This is a genomic window from Nocardia sp. PE-7 (assembly GCF_030486425.1).
Taxonomy (GTDB): Bacteria; Actinomycetota; Actinomycetes; order Mycobacteriales; family Mycobacteriaceae; genus Nocardia; species Nocardia salmonicida_A.
In genome coordinates this window covers 4,347,062-4,363,341 of record NZ_CP129614.1, presented here as the reverse complement: position 1 = coordinate 4,363,341, position 16,280 = coordinate 4,347,062, and the positions used below count along the sequence as shown (strand labels likewise).

The following is a 16,280-nucleotide window of genomic DNA, read 5'->3' as shown; positions in this document are numbered from 1 at the left end:
CCGCCTCGGGTTCGGCGCGCTCAGCCGCGCAGCGCCGCCCGATCGGGATGATCCCAGCGAACGGTCCATGTCGCTTCCTCGGGATTGTCGGCGGTGTGATCGCGCACAGCGGGCAACGTCCAGTGCTGCTCGGCGGGCGTGCGTCGCAGCGCCGCTTGCGCACTGAGCTCCAAGCGGACCGTGAGATCGAAATCCAGACCGCGACCCAGCAGCATCGGCCCGGCGAGCACCAGCACCAGATCGGCCTGCGCCGTGCGGATCGCCGCCCGGGCGGACCTGTCTCGCTGCTCGTCCCACAGCGCGGGCAGCCAGCGCCCCTCGGCGCGCATCGCGTCCACGATCTCGCGCCGTATCGCCTCGTAGTCGAACCATGCTGTGCGATAAGACCATTCGTCATCGCGCCCGTATTCCATGCGCAGCGACGCGGGGCGCACGTAGTCGTGCACCGACACCACCGCCGCCGATCGGCCCCGATCCGCGAGCGTCTGCGCGATCCGGCGGGCGAGTTCGGCGGGCAGCGCGGCATCGGCGCCGTCCACCGCGAGCAGCCGTCGCCCCGGCAGTTCCACGAGCCGGTCGGCGACGAGCCGGGCGAGGGCGGCGGGGGAGGTGGGAGTGAACGTCGGCACCGGACCATCTCAGCAAATTCCGGGCCGCTGCGCAGAGCCGGACATACCGCCCGGTCGGCAAGGCGATAATCTCGAGCGCATGGCGACAATCGAAGAGGCGCTCGCGATCGAGCGACTGGAGCGCGACATCTTCCGCGGTGCTTCCACGGAGTCTCAGCTACCGCGCACCTTCGGCGGTCAGGTGGCCGGGCAAGCGCTGGTCTCGGCGGTCCGTACCGTCGATCGCAGCTTCCAGGTGCATTCCCTGCACGGCTACTTCCTGCGACCGGGCAATCCGGAGGAACCCACCGTCTACCTGGTGGAACGCATCCGCGACGGCCGGTCGTTCTGCACCAGGCGGGTTACCGGCGTGCAGGACGGGCAGGCGATATTCACGATGTCGGCCTCGTTCCACCACGGTGACGAAGGGCCCGAACACCAGGACGTGATGCCCTCGGTCGACGGTCCCGACGATCTGCCCGACGCCAGCGTGACCATGACCCCCGAGCGGCTGTGGGCCATGCGGGAATGGGAGCACTGGGACATCCGCACGGTCCCGCAGGAGCAGGTCGTCGCGCGCGACGGCGCCGTCTCCCCGCAGCAGGTGTGGTTCCGGTACCGGCACCCGCTGCCCGACGACCCGATGTTCCACGTCTGCACGCTGGCCTACATGAGCGATATGACGCTGCTCGGCTCGTCGAAGGTGATCCACCCCGACGAACCGACCCAGAACGCGTCGCTCGACCACGCGATGTGGTTCCTGCGCCCGTTCCGTGCCGACGAATGGCTGCTCTACGACCAGTCCTCCCCCTCGGCCGGTTTCGGTCGCGCGCTGACCGGCGGCAAGATCTGGGACCGCGAGGGCAACCTGGTCGCCGCTGTCGTTCAGGAGGGTCTGATCCGCACGCCCCGCCAGAAGTGAGCGTGAGCGGGCCCACATCGGGCGCGCTCGTAAGCTCAACGGCTGTGAACGCAACCTCGACCCCCACCCGACCGACCATCGGTGTCCTCGCACTGCAGGGTGACGTGCGTGAACACGTTGCCGCGCTGGAGCACTGCGGAGCCGATCCGGTGCTGGTGCGGCGGGAGTCGGAGTTGGCGGCGGTCGACGGGCTCGTGCTGCCCGGCGGCGAGTCGACCGCGATCTCCAAGCTGTTGCAGGCGTTCGACCTGCTCGAACCGTTGCGAGCGCGGTTGCGCGACGGACTGCCCGCGTTCGGGTCCTGCGCGGGCATGATCCTGCTCGCCTCGGAGGTCCTCGACACCAGGGCCGACGCCCAGCACCTGTCCGGCATCGATATGACAGTGCGGCGCAACGCGTTCGGTCGGCAGGTCGATTCCTTCGAGACCGATCTCGACTTCGCCGGCCTCGACACGCCCGTGCGCGCGGTGTTCATTCGCGCCCCGTGGGTGGAGCGGGTGGGTGACGGTGTCGAGGTGCTGGCGCGGGTGCCGCACGGGCCCGCCGAGGGCCGCATCGTGGCTGCCAGGCAGGGCAACGTGGTGGCGACCTCGTTCCACCCCGAGGTGACCGGCGATCTTCGGGTGCACGAGCTGTTCGTCGACCTGGTTCGCGCGGCGGGCTAAAGCCCGCGTCGGCGGGCGTGGCAGACGGTGAGTAGGCTGGATCGAGCTTGTCCGCCCGGGCAGACGCGCAACCGACTTGAAGGAAGTAGGGCATGAGCGGCCACTCCAAATGGGCCACCACCAAGCACAAGAAGGCGGGGATCGACGCCAAGCGCGGCAAACTCTTCGCCAAGCTGATCAAGAACATCGAGGTGGCGGCCCGCACTGGTGGTAGTGACCCTGCGGGCAATCCGACGCTGTTCGACGCCATCCAGAAGGCGAAGAAGACATCGGTCCCCAACGACAACATCGAGCGCGCCCGCAAGCGCGGCGGTGGTGAAGAGGCCGGCGGCGCCGACTGGCAGACGATCATGTACGAGGGCTACGGGCCCAACGGTGTCGCCGTGCTGATCGAGTGCCTCACCGACAACCGCAACCGCGCCGCGGGCGAGGTCCGACTGGCGATGACCCGCAACGGCGGCAATATGGCCGATCCGGGTTCGGTGTCGTACCTGTTCGCCCGTAAGGGTGTGGTGACTCTCGAGAAAAACGGCCTGTCCGAGGACGACGTCCTCGAGACGGTCCTCGACGCGGGCGCCGAAGACGTCAACGACCACGGCGATCTGTTCGAGATCATCACCGAGCCCGGCGATCTGATCGCGGTGCGTTCGGCCCTGCAGGCCGCCAACATCGACTACGACTCCGCCGAGTCCGGTTTCCAGGCGTCGGTGTCGGTCGCGGTGGACGCCGAGGGCGCTCGCAAGGTGTTCAAGCTGGTCGACGCGCTCGAAGACAGCGACGATGTGCAGAACGTGTACACCAATGTCGACATCTCCGACGAGGTCGCCGCGGAACTCGACGACGAGTAGGGTTCCCCGTCCGTCGAACCGCCCCGGCCGTGAATTCGGCCGGGGCGGTTCACGTTCGGGCTACGACGCGCGCTGCTGGTAGTAGCTCGACATCGACGGGTAGTAGTCGGCGAAATCGGGGCGTTCGGTGTGCGTGCTCGCGGCGACGAACATGTCCGCGTAGTACTCCCAGCCCGGACCGATCTGCGGGATCTCCGCCAGCTGGTACTCCGAGGTCAGGTGGTGGACCAGGCGCAGTTCGGTGGCCGCGCCGGTGTCGAGCAGGGTCACCTCGAGCCGCCACACGCCGATCTGGTCGGTCGAGGACAGGCCGAGGTGGATCGGCGCGGTGCAGTCGTCGATGTGCATCGACGACCACGGCTCACCCTCTTCGAATCGCATCTGCACCCGGATGGTGTTGCCGGTGCCCGCGTCGCCCTCCCAGGCGCCGTACCAGCTCGCGGTCAGATGCGGGTCGGTCAACCGCGCCCACACCTCCTCGATCGGCAACCCCAACGACCGGCTGATCACCAGATCCCGCCCGTCGGATGTCGGCACGATGTCACCGGTGGGTATGGCCATGTGGGGTTCTCCTCGTCTCGGACGGACCGACCATGCCTGACTTCCTCGACGGTACCCGTGGTCGACGGCCGACCCCCGGCACAATGGGGATCATGACGCGAATCGATGCGGTCCGGGGCGACATCACCGAACAGCAGGTGGACGCGGTGGTCAACGCCGCGAACTCCTCGCTGCTCGGTGGCGGTGGCGTCGACGGGGCGATCCATCGCAAAGGCGGCCCGCGGATCCTGTCCGAATGCCGTGATCTGCGCGCGTCGCACTACGGCAAGGGTCTGCGAACCGGGCAGGCGGTGGCGACGACCGCGGGGCTGCTCCCCGCCCGCTGGGTGATCCACACGGTGGGCCCCGTGTGGTCGGCCACCGAGGACCGCTCCGAACTGCTCGCCTCGTGTTACCGCGAATCCCTGCGTGTGGCCGACGAATTGGGGGCGGCGACGGTCGCCTTCCCGGCGATCTCCACCGGCATCTTCGGTTGGCCGATGGACGACGGTGCGCGGATCGCGGTCGAGACCGTGCGGGCGGTCGATACGGCGGTGACACAGGTGCGGTTCGTGTTGTTCGACGATCGAGCGCTCGAGGTCTTCGCCGCCGCTGTGGGGTAGGCGCCTGTCCTGGCGGTCGTCAGCGGGTGCTGATCTCGCGAACTTCACGCAGGTGTTGTTCCATGGCGGCAGCGGCGGCCGGGCCGTCTCGGTTGTCGACCGCGAGCAGGATCTGGGTGTGGCCGTGGACGGAGACGCGGCGACCGAGCGGAGTGCGGTGCGAGAGGACGCGGGTGTGGCGGGTCCACTCCGTGGTCATCGTGCAGAGGGTGACCAGCAGCGGGTTCTGCGCGGAATGCGCCAGGAGCGTGTGGAATTCGATGTCGAGGGCCATCGAGTCCGCCGGGCTGAGGGTTTCGTCGGAGCGGTCGACGATCTCGTGCAGCGACAGCAGATTCGATTCGACCGCGCGGAGGGCGGCGAACTGGGCGATGCGTGGTTCGACCAGTTCGCGGAGTTCGGTCGCGTAGGCGAGTTCGGTGTCGAGGTCGGCGAGGTTGCCGCGCAGTTCGGCGGCGCCGCGGGGGAGCTCGGTCACGGTACTGCCCCGGCCCTGTCTGCGGTCGACCAGTTTCTTGGATTCCAGCTCGAACATGGCTTCGCGCAGCGAGGACCGTGACACGTTCAACTGCGCCGCGAGTTCGCGTTCGGGCGGCAGGCGATCACCCGCGCGCAGGGCGCCGTCGATGATCAGCCGCTCCAGATGCGCGGCGACTTCGGCGCTGACGCTGCCGGTGCGGCGGCGTAGCGGGGGGATCGGCGCGACGGTCACCTGACTCCTCTCGACATCTGCTGATTGGTCCGGCCAATTGTAGTCGAGGCAGCATCGGCGGTCCGGTATTGCCGGGGTGTAAAGCCTCGGTTACGCACGTTTCGCCCGTTCGCGGGGCTGCTGATAGTGGAATACCGTTACCGCATCAGATGGTCGGACCAATGTTCGGCCGAGCGTCGCGGAGACCGGAGGAACCACTGTGACCTCGTTGGCTGGGGACCAGATCGCCACCGCATTCCCGGTGTTGCAGCAGGGCATCGGCATCACGCCGGGGACCACCTATGTGCCCGCCGACCCCGATCAGGTGCTGTGGGGCAGGCTGCCGCGTCGCGGGGATACGCCGGTCACCACCGTCGCGCCGGGCACGAGCGTGGTGATCGACACGATCAGTCACGAGGGCATCCTCGACGATCAGGGCTCGGACCCTGTCGCCTACTTCGGCGGACACGGCGTGGCCCGCGATCAGATCCTCGACGACACCGTCGAGGTGGTCGCCCGGCGCGTTCGCGAGGCCGGAGCCGGGCCACACATCGTCACCGGCCCGATCGCCGTCGACGGCGCCAGGCCCGGCGACCTACTCGCCGTGCGGATCGAGCACCTCGCCATGCGCGCGCCCTACGGTGTCATCTCGACCCGGCACGGTCGCGGCATGCTGGCCGGAACGCCACACGACGGTTCCTACGGTCAGTTCTGCACGGTGACCGGGCAGGACGACGAATGGTTCGCCGGCATGCCGATCGGGCCGGGCAGCCCCCACCGGGCGCGCTTCCCGCTCGCCCCGTTCCTCGGCATCATGGGCGTGGCCACCGACACCGGGGACCGTGTGCACTCCGTGCCACCGGGCGCGCACGGCGGCAATATCGACGTCAAACTGCTCACCCCCGGCGCCACCCTGTTCCTGCCGGTGCAGGTGCCCGACGCGCTGTTCTACGTAGGCGACCCGCATTTCGCGCAGGGCGACGGAGAGGTGGCGCTCACGGCGTTGGAGGCGCCGCTGCGGGCGACCGTGACCCTGGACCTCGTTCCGGCGGAACAGGTCACCGATATCGGTTCGGGCACAGGGCCGTTCGCCGCCGGGCACGGCCTCGTCATCCCGACCGGGCTCGATCCGGATCTGGACACCGCGCTGTCGCTGTGTGTGGGCAACGCCGTCGACCTGCTCGGCGCGCTGTTCGACACCGATCCCCGCAATGCCTACCTCTACCTCAGTGCCGCCGCCGATTTCACCATCTCGCAGGCCGTCGATCTGACCCGTGGAGTGCACGGCAAGATCCGCGTCGCCGACTTCGCGCATACCACCGGCACCGATCTGGCTCGCTACATCCTGGAGCGGGCCCGGTGACCGCGATGGCGCGTGCGGCGCGCTTCGGCACCGGAGAGTCACGGGGGGTGGACGCCACGGTGTGGCGCGTGGTCGGTTCGCCGCTGGTGGCGGCGACATCGGCAGGCCCACTCGCCGGGCACACGGTGGCCGTGAAAGACCTTTTCGCGGTCGCCGGACACCCCATCGGCGCGGGTGTCGAGGACTTTCTCGCCGGGCGCGCCCCCGAACCCCGCCACGCCGCGGTCGTCGCCGCCCTGCTCGCGGCGGGCGCCGCCGTCACCGGCATCGCCCGGACCGACGAGTTCGCCTACAGCATCACCGGCGGCAACGGACGTACCGGTATGCCGGTCAATCCGGCTGCCCCGCACCGAGTTCCGGGTGGTTCGTCGAGTGGGCCCGCGGTAGCGGTCGCCCGCGGCGAGGTGAGCATCGGCCTCGGCACCGACACGGCGGGTTCCATCCGTGTACCCGCTTCCTACCAGGGGCTCTGGGGCATCAGGACAACCCATCAGAGCCTCGACACCACGGGCCTACTGCCGCTGGCGCCCTCCTTCGACACCATCGGCTGGCTCGCCCGTGACGCCGTTGCCCTGCTCGCCGTGGCCGATGCGCTGTACGCGAATTCCGTCGTGCCTCAACAGGGCCCGGTCTCCGACTCGGCATCGAGATTCGGTGCGCCGGGTGCCGCCGAGTCTTCGGCGGAAGGGGCGGAACTCGTCGTCGACCCGGTCCTTTCGGCGGCAGCGGAGCCCGAGATCGCCGAACAGAGTCTGCGGGCCGCCGTGGAACTCGGTGCTCGACCGATTGCGCTGCGTGGTGAACTCGACCGCTGGTTCGCCGCGTTTCGGACAGTGCAGGCGCACGAGGCGTGGGCCGGGCACGGTGACTGGCTCGGAGCGCATCCCGGTGCGCTCGAACCCGAGGTCGGCGACCGGTTCGCCTGGGCCGCGACGGTGACCGCCGACGGGGCCGCCGCCGCGCGGAAGGTCGTGGCCGAGGCCGCCGCGCGGATTCGCGGGACCATCGGCCACCGCGTGCTGGTGCTGCCGACGACGGCGGGACCGCCGCCGTCGCGCGAAGCCGATCAGCGCACGCGCGATGCCGTGCGCAGCGCGACCCTGCGACTGACCTGTCTGGCGTCGATCGCCGGCCTGCCCGCGGTCACGCTGCCGCTGCCGAACCGTCACGGTCTCCCCGCCGGGCTGTGCCTGATCGGCGCCGCCGACACCGACCGTGCCCTCATCCACCTCGCGACACGCTGCGCCGCACGACTGGCGAACCTATGAGAAATGGACCCGCAATGCCTGCCTCCGACACGCCGTGGACTGCCACCACTCCCACGATGCATCGCACACTCGGCCGGGTTCTCTCGGCCCTGTTCGCGGCATTGCTCATCGCGACAGGCCTGACCGCCTGCGTGTCGACACCGGGCGGCAACAGCGACCCGGCGTCGGTGCGAATCGGCACGCTGCGGGGACAGCCACATCTCTACGCGCCCTACTTCATGCAGCGTTTCGCGCCCGCGGGCACGACATACGAGATCGTGCTGTTCGAGAATTCACCCGATATCAAGAACGCGATCGCCTCGGGCGCCATCGATTTCGGGGTGCTCGGCGCACCGTCGATGCTGGCGGGCAGTGCCGCGGGGCAGGATGTGAAGATCGTCGCCTCCGCCGCCGACGGCGGGTCGGCACTGGTCGGCAAGCCGGAGATCACCACGGTGAACAGCTTGCGCGGCAAGAAGATCGGATTCCCGCAGGGTTCGTCGCAGGAGATCCTGCTGCGGCTCACCTTGACCGCGCACGGCCTCGATCCGGCCACCGACGTGCAGTTGGTCAACCTCTCCTACTCGGATATGGCCAACGCCTACAAGTCCGGCCGGATCGACGCGTTCCTGAGCGCCGAGACCGCGCCATCGATCGTCATGCAGGTCGGCGCGCACCCGATCGTCTCGCCGTACGACACCGCGATCGGCGCGGTGAACATCGTCTTCGGCACCAGGGGCGCGCTGATCGACCAGGATCGCGACCGGGTGCAGCAGACGGTGCGCAGCTTCGTCCAGGCGATCGAGTACATGAAGGGCGATCACACCGCCTGGGTCGACGGGCTCGTCGACACCTTCGGCCTGGACCGCGCGATCGTCGACACCGCGACGAAGAACGTCTGGTTGCGGTGGGAGCTCGATGACGAGTACCGCGGCCGGGTGGTCGCCCTCGCCGAGCAGATGCGGGCCTTCGACCAGCTGTCCAAGGCACCCGATATGGCGAAGGTGTTCGACACCGGGTTCCTCACCCCCGCGGGTATCGGGCGATGACCGCGCTCGACGCACCACCAGCCGTCCGCACCACCGAGGCGGCACTCGACCGTCGGTGGCGGCTTCCTGACCGGGCGCTGACGGTGCTGTGGGCGCTGCCGGTCCCATTGCTGCTCGGGCTGCTGTGGGACCGCGGTGTCGACGGCGCGTGGACGCTGCCGTTCGGTATCCAGATGCAGTTCCTGCCCACACCGTACGACGTGGCGCGGCGCTCGGTCGACCTCGCGTTCGGCGGCGTCATCGGGGACACCTACAGCGGCACCCTGTGGTTGCACCTCTACGCCAGCACGCTGCGGGTGGCGCAGGGGTTCTTGTTCGCGGCCGCCGTCGCGATCCCGCTCGGGATCGTGATGGGTCGCTCCCGGCTGGTCTACCGGATGCTCGAACCGACCGTCAACCTGGTCCGACCGATCCCGGTGACCGCGTGGGCCCCGCTGTCCCTGCTGATCATCGGCTTCGGCGACCGCTCTACGATCTTCCTGGTGTTCCTCGCCGCGGTGTTCTCGATCCTGCTGAACACGATCGCCGGGGTGCGGGCGGTGCCGAAGCGGCTGCTCGAGGCCGCCGCGATGCTGGGCACTCCACGCGCGCACACGCTGTACAAGGTGGTGCTGCCCGCCGCCGTGCCGAGCATTGTCTCGGGGCTGCGGATCGCGCTCGGCCTGTCGTGGGTGATCCTCGTCGTCGGCGAGACGGTCGGCATCCGAATCGGGTTGGGGGCGTTGATCACCCAGGCCAGAGAACAGTCACGCACCGACCTGATCATCGCGGTGATGATCGTGATCGGGCTGGCCGGATTCGTCGCGGACCTGTTGCTGATGCTGCTGGTCAAGCTTGTCGCGGGCCGCAGGCCACTCCTTCCGTGATCGCGCAGACAGGACCCTCATGAAGATCTACTCCACCCGCCGCCGCCCACAGCGCCCAGCACGCATCGTCGTCGACGGCGTCGGCAAGCGCTATTCCAGTGCACCGGGATTCGCCGTCGATCAGGTCGACCTCGACATCGCCGCAGGCGAATTCATCTGTGTCGTCGGCGCCAGCGGTTGTGGCAAGTCCACGCTGCTGCGGATTCTCGCCGGCCTGGAGGCCGCGACCACCGGCACGGTCACCGTCGCCGACGAACCGGTCAGCGGCCCGGGCCCCGAGCGCGGTGTCGTCTTCCAGGACTACGGGCTGTTCCCGTGGCTCACGGTCGCCGAGAACATCGCCTACGGACCGAAGCAGGCCAGGATGACCCGGCCCGACATCCGCGAGATCACCGACCGCTGGCTCGGGACCGTCGGCCTGACCCGTGTGCGGAAGTCGTTCCCACACCAGCTCTCCGGCGGCATGCAACAGCGCGTGGCGATCGCCAGGGTGCTGGCGAACAGCCCCGCCGTCCTGCTGATGGACGAACCGTTCGGCGCACTCGACGCCCTCACCCGTACGGACATGCAGGTCGAGCTGAAACGCATCCATCGCGAGACCGCCGTGACCGTCGTGTTCGTCACCCACAGCATCGACGAGGCGATCTACCTGGCCGACCGCGTCGTGGTGATGGCCGGTGGCGCGGCCCACGGCAATGCGGGCCACGTGCGCGAGATCGTCGAGATCGACCTGCCCGGCGAACGTGACTTCACCACACCGGAATTCAACGCCTATAAGCGACGCATCGACGCCCTCGTCCACCGCGGCAACAACAACGTGGCCTGATCCGGCGTCGCGCGATCCGGTCGAAGTCGGTGAGCCGTGTGCGTCATCGTGCGGAAGCGCCGCATCAGTGTGTGGGGACCGCAGGGGCGAGGATTTCGGTGACCCGTGTGGTGCGCGCGATGACGCGGCCCGCCTTGATGACATAGCAGCGGTCGGGGCGGTCGAGCAGGGCATCGGCGAGGCGGTGAGTGCCGAGGACGACCAGGTCGGCTCGGGCACCCACACGCAGGCCGTGGCGGTCGGCGATGCCGAGCACCGCGGCCGCGTCGGTGGTGGCCATGTCGAGGACCCGGCGCAGGTCGGCGTCGCCGGACAGATGACCGGTCTGGGCGAGGAACAGACCGATGTCGAGGAGATCGGTGTTGCCGTACGGGGTGAAGGCGTTGCGAATGTTGTTGGAGGAGTAAGCGGTTGTCAGACCGGCCGCCCAGAGTTCACGGACCGGCGCGACGCCTCGACGGACCGCGGTCTGATCACCGCGCCCGCCGAGGTGCATGTCGGTGGCGGGCAGCGCAACCACGGCGACGCCTGCCTGGGCGAGGCGGGCCATGGTCGCCTGTCGCTCGCGCGGGGGACGGCCGGCCAGGGAGGTGACGTGGCCGATGGCGACCCGGCCGCCGAGTCCGGCGCGCTGGGTGGCACCGGCGATGTAGTCGGCCATCGTGAACCGGGGGTCGATGGCATCGTCGGCGAAATCGGCGTGGATGTCGACGGGGACGCCGAATTCGGTGGCCAGTTCGAAGACCAGGTCCACGTGGCGGCGGCAGTCGATGACGTCGGTTTCGTTGTAGGAGCACCCGCCGATCACGTCGGCACCGAGGTCGAGCGCCGCGCGCAACAGGTCGAGGGTGCCGGGCGTGCGCAGGATTCCCTCCTGCGGAAAGGCCACGATCTGGAGGTCGATCAGGTCGCGGTACTCCTCGCGCAGACCCAGCAGCACCTCGACACCGAGCAGGCCGACGATCGGATCGACATCCGGGTGCGCGCGAAGTGCGGTGGTGCCGTGGGTGATCGCCTGATCGAGGACCCGGCGCGCCCGGTCGCGCACCCCGTCGGCGGTGAACCCCCGTTTGAGTTCGCCGGTCACCTCGATCGCGCCCGCGAGGGTGCCGTCGGGCGCGCTCCGTTGGCGATCGAGCAGCGCCTTGTCCAAGTGCACATGGGATTCGATCAGGCCGGGAATGACGACCCTTGTCGCGCAATCTATCTCGGTTGTCGCGAGGCCCGGTAAGGCGGGCCCGATCGCGCTGATCACGCCGTCGGTGACGGCGATATCGACCAGGTCGGCGTCATCGGCGATACACGCGCGACGCAGCAGCAGATCGACCATGACAACCTCCAGTCGTAGAACGGGACTCCGTTTGTATACGACGCAGAGGTTTCGGGCGATGACGGCGATTGCTGCGCCCGTGTTACGTCCTAGGGCGTCGGTACGGACGCGGGGCCGGGCTCGGCTTCGGCTCGTGCTCGCAGGCGATAGGCCGAGGTGGCGTGGGCGATGTGCTCGGCGACCACCGTGCTCGCTCGGTCGGGATCGCGCGCCTCCAGTGCCCGGCAGATCTCCTCGTGCTCGTGCCAGGAATCCTCGGCGCGCCGGGGCAGTTCGACCGCGTACACCCAGGCGATCTTCCAGCTCAGCTGGGTGATCAGCTGGCTGAGCAGCGCGCTGCCCGACGCCTCGGCCAGCACCTCGTGGAAGCGGCTGTTGAGCCGGGCGAGCTCGCCGAGTCTGCCCTCGCGCACCGCTTCCTGGCCGAGCGAGGTGAGTTCCTTGAGCCGCCCCAGTTGTTCGGGAGTTCGGCGCACCGCGGCGCGACCGGCGCACATCGGTTCCAGCAGCGCCCTGATCTCGAGCAGGTCGGCCGCCTCGGCCTCGGTGAGCTCGGCGACGAAGGTTCCCGAATAGGGGCGTGACCAGGCGAATCCCTCGGCTTCGAGGGTGCGCAGCGCCTCCCGGACCGGGACGCGGGAGACGCCGTACCGCTCGGCCAAGGTGTCCTCGGTGAGGCGCTGGCCGGACCGGAACTCGCCACGGATGATGTCGTCGCGGATCGCGCGGCACACCTGCTGCGGTGTCATGCGTCGGACAGTGTTGCTCACGTCGCCCCCAACGGTCGAATGGCGGAGCCGGGCACCGGTCGTCTACCGGCCGGCTTTCGGAGGAATCGCTCCAAATCTACGGCATTCGGGCGGACGTTCCGGCCCGGTATCGCTCGGCGCGAACGTGTGACAACTATCGTATACGATCGCACGACGCTCTGTCGGAAGGAATTCATGGACCCCGTGCATCTAGCGCTGCTGCTGGCCGCAGGACTCGGCGCCGGCTTCTGCAACGCCATCGCGGGCGGCGGCAGCCTGCTCTCGTTCCCCGCGCTGCTCGCACTCGGCTTGCCCCCGGTGACCGCCACTGTCACCAATGCGGTCGCGGTCTGGCCGGGCTACCTGGGTGGTGCGGCGGCACTGCGCAAGCGCGCCGAGGACTACCGCGCCCTGCTGCCGCGGCTCGTCGCGATCAGCGTCGCCGGTGCCGGGCTCGGTGTGCTCGCGCTGCTGGCCGCGCCGGCCGAGGTGTTCGCCGCGTTGGTGCCGTTCCTCGTGCTCGGGGCGACCGCGGTGTTCGCCGCGCAGCCATGGCTCTCGCGCACTCTCGCCGCCCGCCACCCGGATTCGCGCACCACCCTCTACCTCGGCGTCTTCGCGGGCAGCGTCTACGGAGCCTATTTCAACGGCGGCATGGGCATCGTGCTGCTGACCGCGCTCGCCCTCGGCCTCGATGCCTCCGCGCAACTGCTCAACGGCCTGAAGAGCCTGCTCACGCTGACCGTGTCGACCACCGCCATGGTGGCGGTCGCCCTGTTCGGACCGGTGGACTGGCTCGTCGTCGCGATCCTCGCACCGGCCTGTCTGCTCGGCGGTGTCCTCGGCGCGAAGTTCGCCGACCGGCTGCGACCCGCCGTCTTCCGGACCGTGGTGATCGTCTTCGGCGTCGGCGCCGGGTCCGCCATGTTGATCACCGGCTGACTGCGCCCGCACGACCGCCACACCCGCGACCGAAAGGACCTCTGATGACCGACCTACTCCTGCGCGGTGGCCGCCCGTGGACACCCGGCGCCCCACCGGAACTCGCTGACCTGCACCTTGCGGACGGCCGGATCGCCGCGATCGGCACGAGCCTCACCGTGCCCGGCGCCGAGATCATCGACCTGGACGGTGCGTTGGTACTGCCCGGCCTGGTGGAAACCCACTGTCACCTGGACAAGACCTTGTACAGCGCGCCATGGGTGGCCAACTCGGGAGGGCGAACGCTGGCCGGGCGAATCGCCAACGGGGAACGCCGCCGCGCCGAACTCGGCATTCCGAACGCCGAGTACGCCGCGAACCTGTTGGGCGCCATGGTCGGATACGGCACGTCCCACGTGCGCAGCCACGTCGACATCGATCCCGACATCGGGTTGCGCGGCGTCGAACAGGTGCGGGCCGCCGCCGAACGCCACGCGGGGCGGGTCGAGGTGGAACTGGTCGCCTTCCCGCAGGGCGGGCTGATCACGCGCCCCGGCACCGCCGAATTGATGGCGGCGGCGCTGGCCGACGGCGTCGAGGTCGTCGGCGGTCTGGACCCGGCGGGCTACGACAACGATCCGGTCGGCCAGCTCGACGTGATCTTCGATCTCGCCGACAAGTTCGGCGCCAAGGTCGATATCCACCTGCACGACGGCGGCGCCATGGGCGCCTGGGAGTTCGGTCTGATCATCGAACGCACCAAGGCGACAGGGCTTTCGGGCCGGGTCACCATCAGCCACGCCTACGCGATGGGCCAGCAATCCGACGACGAACAGCGCCGTATCGCCGACGCGCTCGCCGACGCCGGTGTCGCCATGGTGACCTGTGCGGTCGGTGAGGCGGCGGTCGTTCCCGTCCGCGTGATGCACGAGGCGGGCGCCACCCTGGCGCTGGGCAACGACGGCATCCGCGACCTGTGGACGCCCTACGGCGATGGCGACATGCTGCGCCGGATCAACACCGTCGCCTACCGTGACCGCCTTGTCGCCGACGCGGAGATCGAACTCGCGCTCGTGGCGGGAACCTATGGCGGCGCGAGGGTGCTCGGCCTCGACGGCTACGGCCTCGCGGTCGGCGCACCCGCCGATCTGTTCGTGGTGGAGGCCGAGACGCCCGCCGCCGCGGTGGTACAACTGCCCATCAGGCAGCTCGTGGTGAAACGCGGCCGGATCGTGTCGCGGGCGGGTGTTCCGCACCGCTGAAGTGATCGTATACGAAACAGGGACGTAATCGCGGCGACCGCTGGCGGCAATGGTATGCCATTAGAAATAGTGCATGAGCGCCACGGTTTCCACCGCCCCCGCACGATCGGGCCGGGACTCGTATACGACTGCTGAACGTGACGAGCCCGGCCCCGCCCTGTCCTTCGATCACGTGACGTTGACCTTCGGCAATGGCACCACCGCCGTCGCCGACATCGACATCGCCGTCCGCAGTGGCGAATTCGTCTCGCTGGTCGGGCCTTCCGGCTGCGGCAAATCGACCCTGCTCCGCCTGGCCGCCGGATTCGAGGAACCCACGGCGGGCACGGTCGGGGTCGGCACCCGCCGCCTCGGCTACGTCTTCCAGGAATCCACCCTGCTGCCGTGGCGATCGGTGCGGCAGAACGTGGAACTCCCCGGCGAACTGGAAGGTGTCGACAAGGCCACCCGTCGCGCCGCCGCCGCGGACGCCATCGAGCGGGTCGGTCTGGCGGGGTTCGAGAAGCACAAACCCGCGCAGCTGTCCGGCGGCATGCGGATGCGCGCCTCCATCGCGCGCGCTCTCACATCGCGGCCGGAGCTGTTTTTGTTCGACGAGCCGTTCGGCGCGCTGGACGAGATCACCCGGCAGCGGCTGAACGAGGAGGTGAGCACCCTGTTCCGCCGTGACGGATTCGCCGGAGTGTTCGTCACCCACTCGGTGGGGGAGGCGGTGTTCCTGTCCACGCGAGTGGTGGTGCTCACCGGTCAGCCGGGCCGGGTAACTGCCGATATTCCGGTCCCGTTCGACTTCCCGCGCACCCCGGAGCTGCGCTACACCCCCGAATTCGCCCGCCTCTGCGCCGAGGTGTCGGCAGCGCTGCGTGGACAGGAGGCCGCCGCATGACCACCGTCGCCGTCCCTGGGGGAATCGTCGCGGAATCGGCGGCGAAACCGAAGTACCGCTGGCCTTTTCGGATCGCTCCGCTTCGTGTCATCGCCCCGATCCTGGTGTTCGTCGCCGTCCTCGGACTCTGGTCGCTGGTCAGCCACCAACTACTGGCCGAGGAGTCCCGGTTCCTGCTGCCCGCGCCGGAGCAGGTGATCGGCAAGGGGCTGCTCGATCCGCTGGCACGGACGACGATCCTGACCGCGCTGTGGTCGACGGTGCAGGTCGCGCTCGTCGGGCTGGTGATCGCGATCGCGCTCGGCGTCGGTTTCGCGGTGGTCATGAGCCAGGCGCGCTGGGCCGAATACTCGCTGTATCCGTACGCGGTGGTGCTGCAGACGATTCCGATCCTCGCGGTGGTGCCGCTGTTCGGGTTCTGGTTCGGCTACGAGTTCTCCAGCCGGGTGATCGTCTGCGTGATGGTGGCGCTGTTCCCGGTGATCACCAACACGCTGTTCGGCCTCAAATCGGTCGCGCCCGCCGAGCACGACCTGTTCACTCTGCACGGCGCCTCGCGGTGGCAGCGATTGGTGAAACTGCAACTGCCCACGGCCCTTCCGGCGATGATCTCCGGCTTCAAGATCTCCGGCGGCATGGCCATCATCGGCTCCATCGTGGCCGACTTCTTCTTCCGTCAGGGCGAACCCGGCATCGGCCGGATGATCGATGTCTACCGTCAGCAACTCGCGACCGAGGAACTTCTCACCGCGCTGCTGATGTCCTCGCTGGTCGGCCTGATCCTGTTCTGGTTCTTCGACTTCCTGGCCGGGCGCGTGGACCGCGCGCACGGACTACGTCGCGGCAAATAGCTCATTTCCCGTGTCCCACTCTCACATTCGCTC

Annotated in this window: 18 protein-coding genes; 13 read left to right on the top strand and 5 right to left on the bottom strand. The window is 69.0% G+C overall.

The genetic code is table 11. The features are described 5' to 3' along the window. Positions 1-20: 20 nt before the first annotated feature. The gene (locus QX204_RS20675) at positions 21-629 is read right to left on the bottom strand and encodes a nucleoside/nucleotide kinase family protein (RefSeq protein ID WP_301901603.1); all 609 of its coding nucleotides are present in this window, start codon (positions 627-629) and stop codon (positions 21-23) included. A 79-nt stretch (positions 630-708) separates the two neighbouring features. On the opposite strand from QX204_RS20675, the gene QX204_RS20670 reads away from it, so the two are divergent. The 3 genes from QX204_RS20670 to QX204_RS20660 all read left to right on the top strand — a co-directional run bounded on the left by QX204_RS20670 (position 709) and on the right by QX204_RS20660 (position 3,043). Continuing rightward, positions 709-1,530: an acyl-CoA thioesterase gene (locus tag QX204_RS20670; RefSeq protein WP_301901601.1), complete on the top strand. Its 822-nt coding sequence runs from the start codon at positions 709-711 to the stop codon at positions 1,528-1,530. 44 nt (positions 1,531-1,574) lie between these two features. Beyond that, complete coding sequence (gene pdxT / locus QX204_RS20665) at positions 1,575-2,195, top strand: pyridoxal 5'-phosphate synthase glutaminase subunit PdxT (RefSeq protein ID WP_301901599.1); 621 nt, start codon at positions 1,575-1,577, stop codon at positions 2,193-2,195. Positions 2,196-2,287: 92 nt separating this feature from the next. After that, entirely contained in the window at positions 2,288-3,043 is a 756-nt protein-coding gene (locus QX204_RS20660) for a YebC/PmpR family DNA-binding transcriptional regulator (protein WP_062987270.1), read from the top strand. A gap of 60 nt (positions 3,044-3,103) precedes the next feature. Here the strand turns inward: QX204_RS20660 and QX204_RS20655 are convergent, their stop codons facing one another. Beyond that, positions 3,104-3,604, bottom strand: a complete 501-nt coding sequence (locus QX204_RS20655) for an SRPBCC family protein (protein WP_301901598.1) — start codon at positions 3,602-3,604, stop codon at positions 3,104-3,106. Between the two features lie 92 nt (positions 3,605-3,696). Here QX204_RS20655 and QX204_RS20650 point away from each other — a divergent pair, with 92 nt between their 5' ends. Further along, a complete protein-coding gene (locus QX204_RS20650) occupies positions 3,697-4,206 on the top strand; it encodes an O-acetyl-ADP-ribose deacetylase (RefSeq protein WP_301901597.1) in 510 nt (169 codons plus the stop codon). Between the two features lie 19 nt (positions 4,207-4,225). On the opposite strand, the gene QX204_RS20645 is transcribed toward QX204_RS20650, so the two are convergent. Beyond that, positions 4,226-4,918 (bottom strand): FadR/GntR family transcriptional regulator, encoded by a 693-nt coding sequence (locus QX204_RS20645; RefSeq protein WP_301901594.1) that lies wholly within the window; start codon positions 4,916-4,918, stop codon positions 4,226-4,228. Positions 4,919-5,117: 199 nt separating this feature from the next. Between QX204_RS20645 and QX204_RS20640 the strand changes: the two genes are divergently transcribed. From QX204_RS20640 to QX204_RS20620, 5 genes are read left to right on the top strand one after another with little or no spacing between them, the layout of a single operon-like run. Beyond that, the gene (locus QX204_RS20640; RefSeq protein WP_301901592.1) at positions 5,118-6,260 is read left to right on the top strand and encodes an acetamidase/formamidase family protein; all 1,143 of its coding nucleotides are present in this window, start codon (positions 5,118-5,120) and stop codon (positions 6,258-6,260) included. A gap of 47 nt (positions 6,261-6,307) precedes the next feature. Further along, positions 6,308-7,528, top strand: a complete 1,221-nt coding sequence (locus QX204_RS20635; protein WP_301901591.1) for an amidase family protein — start codon at positions 6,308-6,310, stop codon at positions 7,526-7,528. A gap of 14 nt (positions 7,529-7,542) precedes the next feature. Beyond that, positions 7,543-8,556, top strand: coding sequence for an ABC transporter substrate-binding protein (locus tag QX204_RS20630; RefSeq protein WP_301901589.1), 1,014 nt, complete (start codon positions 7,543-7,545; stop codon positions 8,554-8,556). Continuing rightward, on the top strand, positions 8,553-9,422 hold the full coding sequence (locus tag QX204_RS20625) for an ABC transporter permease (protein WP_301901588.1): 870 nt from the start codon (positions 8,553-8,555) through the stop codon (positions 9,420-9,422). The genes QX204_RS20630 and QX204_RS20625 overlap by 4 nt, the downstream gene beginning before the upstream one ends. Positions 9,423-9,441: 19 nt before the next feature. Beyond that, positions 9,442-10,248, top strand: a complete 807-nt coding sequence (locus QX204_RS20620; protein ID WP_301901587.1) for an ABC transporter ATP-binding protein — start codon at positions 9,442-9,444, stop codon at positions 10,246-10,248. 64 nt (positions 10,249-10,312) lie between these two features. On the opposite strand, the gene QX204_RS20615 is transcribed toward QX204_RS20620, so the two are convergent. After that, a complete protein-coding gene (locus QX204_RS20615; RefSeq protein WP_301901586.1) occupies positions 10,313-11,578 on the bottom strand; it encodes an amidohydrolase family protein in 1,266 nt (421 codons plus the stop codon). A gap of 89 nt (positions 11,579-11,667) precedes the next feature. Then, complete coding sequence (locus QX204_RS20610) at positions 11,668-12,327, bottom strand: GntR family transcriptional regulator (RefSeq protein WP_301901584.1); 660 nt, start codon at positions 12,325-12,327, stop codon at positions 11,668-11,670. A 195-nt stretch (positions 12,328-12,522) separates the two neighbouring features. On the opposite strand from QX204_RS20610, the gene QX204_RS20605 reads away from it, so the two are divergent. From QX204_RS20605 to QX204_RS20590, 4 genes are all read left to right on the top strand, one after another. Continuing rightward, entirely contained in the window at positions 12,523-13,269 is a 747-nt protein-coding gene (locus QX204_RS20605; RefSeq protein WP_301901583.1) for a sulfite exporter TauE/SafE family protein, read from the top strand. A gap of 44 nt (positions 13,270-13,313) precedes the next feature. After that, positions 13,314-14,510 (top strand): amidohydrolase, encoded by a 1,197-nt coding sequence (locus QX204_RS20600; protein ID WP_301901581.1) that lies wholly within the window; start codon positions 13,314-13,316, stop codon positions 14,508-14,510. A 73-nt stretch (positions 14,511-14,583) separates the two neighbouring features. Further along, a complete protein-coding gene (locus QX204_RS20595) occupies positions 14,584-15,396 on the top strand; it encodes an ABC transporter ATP-binding protein (RefSeq protein WP_301901580.1) in 813 nt (270 codons plus the stop codon). Continuing rightward, positions 15,393-16,247: an ABC transporter permease gene (locus tag QX204_RS20590; protein ID WP_301901578.1), complete on the top strand. Its 855-nt coding sequence runs from the start codon at positions 15,393-15,395 to the stop codon at positions 16,245-16,247. Before QX204_RS20595 ends, QX204_RS20590 begins: the two co-directional genes overlap by 4 nt. Positions 16,248-16,280 lie beyond the last annotated feature (33 nt).

What these genes read in the sequence shown, in the direction of transcription:
- QX204_RS20670 (WP_301901601.1), top strand. Translation starts at nt 709, where the DNA reads ATGGCGACAATCGAAGAGGCGCTCGCGATCGAGCGACTGGAGCGCGAC.
- QX204_RS20660 (WP_062987270.1), top strand. Translation starts at nt 2,288, where the DNA reads ATGAGCGGCCACTCCAAATGGGCCACCACCAAGCACAAGAAGGCGGGG.
- QX204_RS20655 (WP_301901598.1), bottom strand. Translation starts at nt 3,604, where the DNA reads ATGGCCATACCCACCGGTGACATCGTGCCGACATCCGACGGGCGGGAT.
- QX204_RS20650 (WP_301901597.1), top strand. Translation starts at nt 3,697, where the DNA reads ATGACGCGAATCGATGCGGTCCGGGGCGACATCACCGAACAGCAGGTG.
- QX204_RS20630 (WP_301901589.1), top strand. Translation starts at nt 7,543, where the DNA reads ATGCCTGCCTCCGACACGCCGTGGACTGCCACCACTCCCACGATGCAT.
- QX204_RS20625 (WP_301901588.1), top strand. Translation starts at nt 8,553, where the DNA reads ATGACCGCGCTCGACGCACCACCAGCCGTCCGCACCACCGAGGCGGCA.
- QX204_RS20620 (WP_301901587.1), top strand. Translation starts at nt 9,442, where the DNA reads ATGAAGATCTACTCCACCCGCCGCCGCCCACAGCGCCCAGCACGCATC.
- QX204_RS20615 (WP_301901586.1), bottom strand. Translation starts at nt 11,578, where the DNA reads ATGGTCGATCTGCTGCTGCGTCGCGCGTGTATCGCCGATGACGCCGAC.
- QX204_RS20610 (WP_301901584.1), bottom strand. Translation starts at nt 12,327, where the DNA reads ATGACACCGCAGCAGGTGTGCCGCGCGATCCGCGACGACATCATCCGT.
- QX204_RS20605 (WP_301901583.1), top strand. Translation starts at nt 12,523, where the DNA reads ATGGACCCCGTGCATCTAGCGCTGCTGCTGGCCGCAGGACTCGGCGCC.
- QX204_RS20600 (WP_301901581.1), top strand. Translation starts at nt 13,314, where the DNA reads ATGACCGACCTACTCCTGCGCGGTGGCCGCCCGTGGACACCCGGCGCC.
- QX204_RS20595 (WP_301901580.1), top strand. Translation starts at nt 14,584, where the DNA reads ATGAGCGCCACGGTTTCCACCGCCCCCGCACGATCGGGCCGGGACTCG.
- QX204_RS20590 (WP_301901578.1), top strand. Translation starts at nt 15,393, where the DNA reads ATGACCACCGTCGCCGTCCCTGGGGGAATCGTCGCGGAATCGGCGGCG.